The organism is Liquorilactobacillus vini DSM 20605 (genome assembly GCF_000255495.1).
GTDB lineage: Bacteria > Bacillota > Bacilli > Lactobacillales > Lactobacillaceae > Liquorilactobacillus > Liquorilactobacillus vini.
On sequence record NZ_AHYZ01000147.1, the window covers coordinates 1 to 4991 of the forward strand.

General features: G+C 28.1%; 4 protein-coding genes. All 4 read right to left on the reverse strand.

Annotated features, from left to right (window positions below):
• Window positions 1-330: 330 nt before the first annotated feature.
• From ON15_RS08230 to ON15_RS08245, 4 genes are read right to left on the reverse strand one after another with little or no spacing between them, the layout of a single operon-like run.
• The gene (locus ON15_RS08230) at window positions 331-1749 is read right to left on the reverse strand and encodes a flippase (RefSeq protein WP_010581022.1); all 1419 of its coding nucleotides are present in this window, start codon (window positions 1747-1749) and stop codon (window positions 331-333) included.
• A 32-nt stretch (window positions 1750-1781) separates the two neighbouring features.
• Window positions 1782-2972, reverse strand: coding sequence for a hypothetical protein (locus tag ON15_RS08235; protein ID WP_010581023.1), 1191 nt, complete (start codon window positions 2970-2972; stop codon window positions 1782-1784).
• On the reverse strand, window positions 2969-4024 hold the full coding sequence (locus ON15_RS08240) for a hypothetical protein (RefSeq protein ID WP_010581024.1): 1056 nt from the start codon (window positions 4022-4024) through the stop codon (window positions 2969-2971). Before ON15_RS08240 ends, ON15_RS08235 begins: the two co-directional genes overlap by 4 nt.
• Before the next feature lie 12 nt (window positions 4025-4036).
• Window positions 4037-4894 (reverse strand): glycosyltransferase family 2 protein, encoded by an 858-nt coding sequence (locus ON15_RS08245; RefSeq protein ID WP_010581025.1) that lies wholly within the window; start codon window positions 4892-4894, stop codon window positions 4037-4039.
• Window positions 4895-4991 lie beyond the last annotated feature (97 nt).

Below are 4991 nucleotides of genomic sequence, written 5' to 3' on the forward strand. Positions count from 1 at the left end.
GGATGCGGTTATACACGATAACAGATTTATTATCATCAACTCTAACTTGAAAAGCTTTAGTAGGAGCCGAAGTCTGCGGATTAAAGGACTTATCCATTTTGATCTGAACAACATCAGGTTTATTTGTCATAAAAACACCTCATCATATTGATGGGGTAATTTTACCGCTAAAATATATTCTTTTATAGACGGTCGGTTGTTAGGTGCTTACTATTCTTTTATAGACGGTCGGTTGTTAGGTGCTTACGAAATATACTCTTTTATAGACGGTCGGTTATTAGGTGCTTACATTAAAACTAAACATAAGTTCAATAAATATTGAAATTTAATTCAATACTTAATATCATGCTTAAGTATCCTTAAAACAATATTTCCTTTTAAAAGGGTTATGCATAGAAAATAAACTAAAATTCCTAGTACTGCTTGAACTAAAGTTGTCAATATAGTTGCTGGGAAATCTTTAGTAATAATATCAACTACTTCATACATTATTAAAGAACTAATTACATATTTAAAAATTAAGACCCAGTTAAACTTAAAATCAGTTTGCGTTTTTAAATCAATTAATCTAATAATTGTATTCAAACTTTCGGCCGTAAGTGTTGCAATTACCGCACCCCATATTCCAATTTTAGGAATAAGTATTACGTTAATAATTACACTGACAACAGCTGCGGCAATAACCGAAATATTGTAATTCCTAATTTTTCCTTCGGGGACTAAATACTGACGAGCAATGGAAACCCCGAGAGGGATAATTATTATTAAAGGTGAAAAAAAAGGTACAACTGATTTTATAAATATAAATTTATCACCAAAGAACCAAGAAACAATTTTATTATTTGTTACTAATATTCCAAACGTCATAGGAATTGTAACAAACAAGCTTGTATGTATACTAATTTTTAAAATTCTTTCTAAACTTTCTTTTTTCTCATTGGCATATAAATTACTCATCCTTGGAAGAAGTACTTCATCCAAAGTAGACATCATGGTAGCAAGCATTAAAATAAAAGTTAATGAATTTGAATAGTATCCAACAAAAACTGCCGTTGAAAAAATCCCCAACAATGTCTTATTAAGATTAGTATATAAACTGATAGCTATTTTACTTATAAAATAATGTAAGGCAGGTAATAAATGAACAATCATTTCAGAAAAAGTAACTTTTACAAAAGAAATTTTTGTTAATAAGAAAATCCATAGAAGCGCCTGCGAAACTAATGTACTAAAAGAAATAATAAAAACATAAACGTTTAAATCACTCTCATTCCTTACTAAGAATAAAATTAAAATAAAACTAAAAACTTTAACAAACATATTTGCTAAACTAACTTTTTGAAAATCCTCAATACCCACAAAAAACCAAGAAATATCTAATAAAGCGGATATCACCATTAAGGATTCAATTAAGTATAACTGATAGTAACGCAAAAATCCCGTAATAACGTAAAATAAAATTAAAACAACAATTGCCGTTAAAACATTCATGCCCTCAAGTTGCCAGAACTTACGACTCAGTTTTTGTTTATCTTCTCGCACAGACGCAATCTCACGTACACCATAGTTAGCGAGTCCTAATCCCGCAACTAATACAAAATAAGACGTAATTGAATTCGTATAATTAAATTTGCCCACACCCGACGGACCTAATGCATTTGAAATTATTGGAACCGTAATTATAGGTAAGACTATTTGTAAAAACTGGTATATCCCTTGATACAATATGTTTTCAGCTATCTTTTTCATAATTACTACAATATTCTCCTCAAGTAGTGAAACTAGTCTTCATTTTTGCTAAAAGCACCGTTCGCCGAACCAATCAATAGATAGCAATAAACACCAAAAGCAATTTGCATATTAACTAAATAATTCTCAACAAAAGAAGAAACTAATAAAAGTACAATACCTGTAGTCATAATAATCTTATAAACCTTTTCCCTTTTTTGAAAAGCATCAAGAATTCTCTTCAAAAAAATTAATCCATACCCCCAAAAACCTAATAAGCCATTTTTTACTAAAATGCTTAAAGCAGCTAGCTCTGTTGTACCATCCCATCCAGTAACTGACCTAATGTTTTCTGTATAAGTTTTTCCATTATCCTGAAAAGCCATCTCTGCATTACCAAAAATCATATGGAATTTATCTGAAGAGTACATATTCAAATAATTAGTCAAACCATTTGATCTATCAGCGTAACTTCCACTTTTTTCAACTACAATTAAATATAATATCTTTACAACAAAAATTATTGATAATATTGAAAATACAATAACAACAAACTTATCTACTTTTTTAAATTTATCGAAAAACCTGTCACAAAACTCAACTAGAAGAAATGCACAAAATAAAAGCAATCCACCTCTTGAATCAGAAAGAATCAATAAAGTTAAACATATAAAAATAGTAAATTTATCAAATTTACTTATTTTTTTAAATTTAGCATAAGAAAACAATCCCCAAAGTACAGCAACCAAATCAGCCGCTAAATAATTTTTATGCTGTAATCCACCATTAAATCCGCTAAAACCAAATCCCTCAACAGATAAAGTGGTAAGGCTTACTCTTGAAATAAGAGCAATAATCACGCAAAACAAAATTCCCCCAAGAATTCCATAAACAGAAATTTTTAAATCCGAAGGATAAATAAAGTAATTATCAGACAGGAGTGCTAGCGAGGCAATTATTAACATTGAAAAAACTAATCTTATCTTTATATTTGTTGATAAATTTTGTAGCAAGATCCCATAATTAAATAGGATACTAACAATCAAAAATATAACTCCATTAAGAACTCTATATCGCACATTAAACCTAAAGTAGCTTATAAGCATTAACGCTAAAATTAAAAAGAACGCAAGATATTCAAAAAAAACGTTCTTACCACTTAAAGCAAAATAAGAAGAGTTACCTAAAATTAAAAAGAAAAAAGAAAAAAACAAAAAGACACTTCTAAGTTTAAATCTAATCATTTTATATTCTCCAGGAAGTTAATTATATTTAAATCAAAAATTTCCTTTTGATTTAAAACTTTATTTTGAAATTTTTTAAATTGAGACCATTTTGTTTTATATTCTGATAAATTTTTAACAATTGTCTTTGAAATAAATTCAATATTCTTTTTCGATAAATTTATTTTATTTGACTGAGGTATAGGATAATCTATTTCATTGTGCGCACTTCCTTTATCAGAAACTATTAAATTATTAAAATAAAGAACTGCTTCTCTTGGCATTCGTTCAGGTCCGGGGAAAAATCCAAAGTCCACGTATAACTTTGAGGACAATAAATACTCGGCTACTTTAGAATGACTCATTTTTTCAATTTTTATAAATTTAATATTAGCCGACTTTTTCAAAACCGATTTCTTTACTTCGTCAAAAAGTTTATTATTCATTTTAGCAGGATTATAACAAACTATATCTTTCTTATTGTAAATTACTTTTTTAGCATCCAATATATCATCAAATGTTATCGGACCACACAAATATGCCATTCTCTCTTTGCTAACCTTTTTCTTTAATAAAAACTGTCTAACATATTCACAATTATACAAATGAAATACTTCATCAAACTCCTTCTTATTTCTTATATATCTCCTGTCTTGCTTGCTATTTAAAAGCTCTAATTTTTTCTTTGCAAACAAAAATGGAATTAATAAACGATTCCGTCCTTTATTTTTAATCCACATATTACAAGCAAACCAAAGGTTTTGTTGATAATAATAATCCAGTGATAACCACCAAATTACTTTTTTAACATTTTTAAAAATCAAATGCCATACCGTATCTGACTCTGAAGTAATTACCATATTAAAAGGTTCATCATCAATCTTAGTAAATACTTTCCCACAGAAATTGCTAAACAGTGGCCTATCTTTTTTTAAAAGAACTCCTTTGAAGCCATACACAATTCCTGCATCATATCCTAATTTTGTTAACGAATTGCATAATTGGTGTAAACTTCTAGGACCACCAGTCTTCACATATGGACAAATTATGTATATTCTGTTAATTTTTTTCAAAAAGAACACCCTTTAAATTATTTTTACAGATTTTATATACAACAAACACAAAAGCAAATCGGGATTCAATGTATATCCTATAATTTTACCAATCCTACCCTTTTTAAAAACCAATTCCCTGATTTTTAACTTTCTTTTGTAAGCATTAAATAAGTAATTTGAAATCTTATAGCCCTTATTTTCAAATAATTCTAAAGCTGCGTTAGAAGACTGTATCATTTTATTTTCATCATCTGATGTATTATGTTCTAAATTATTATGAGTGTATAAGTAATCATCATTCATAACAAATTTTTTCCCTTTAACCAGCATCATAACCCACAAAAGCCAATCATCGGCTCCATTAATATCTAATTTACTTTCTAACCATTCATGTGGTATAGAACTTTTCTTTATCAAACACTGACCAGGCGAAACAATTTGATTGCCATATAAAAAATAAAATGGTAGGCAATTTGTTCTTCGTAGATCCAACTGATTTTTATAAATTTTCACTTTCCTCATATTATTATCATAAAAAAAGCCATTTGCTACAACAACATCTGCATGATATTCTAAAACTTTCTTTATTTGGCTGTCAAAAAAACTTCTACCAATAAAATCATCTTGATCGAGTATTAATATATATTCATTCTTTGCCTTCTTAATCCCTTTCGCTCTTGAATAATGTATCCCAGAGTTCAGATTATTATTAAAGACCTGTACTTTGCAATTTCCTATAAAATAAGGATCATCATCTATTTTTTCACCAGGAAAATCATTTATAAAAATTATTTCAAAATTATTTCTCTCAGATTTATTGAAAGAATTTATTATTCTATTTATGTACCTTTTGCCTCTATATAAAGGAATAATAACTGAAAAGTTCACGTTAAAATCATTACCCTCCTTAAATTTCCTATATTCTTTTTTTTACCTTTTTTACAGTATTTTTTATACCATTCCTTTTAATATATTGAAAAATTCT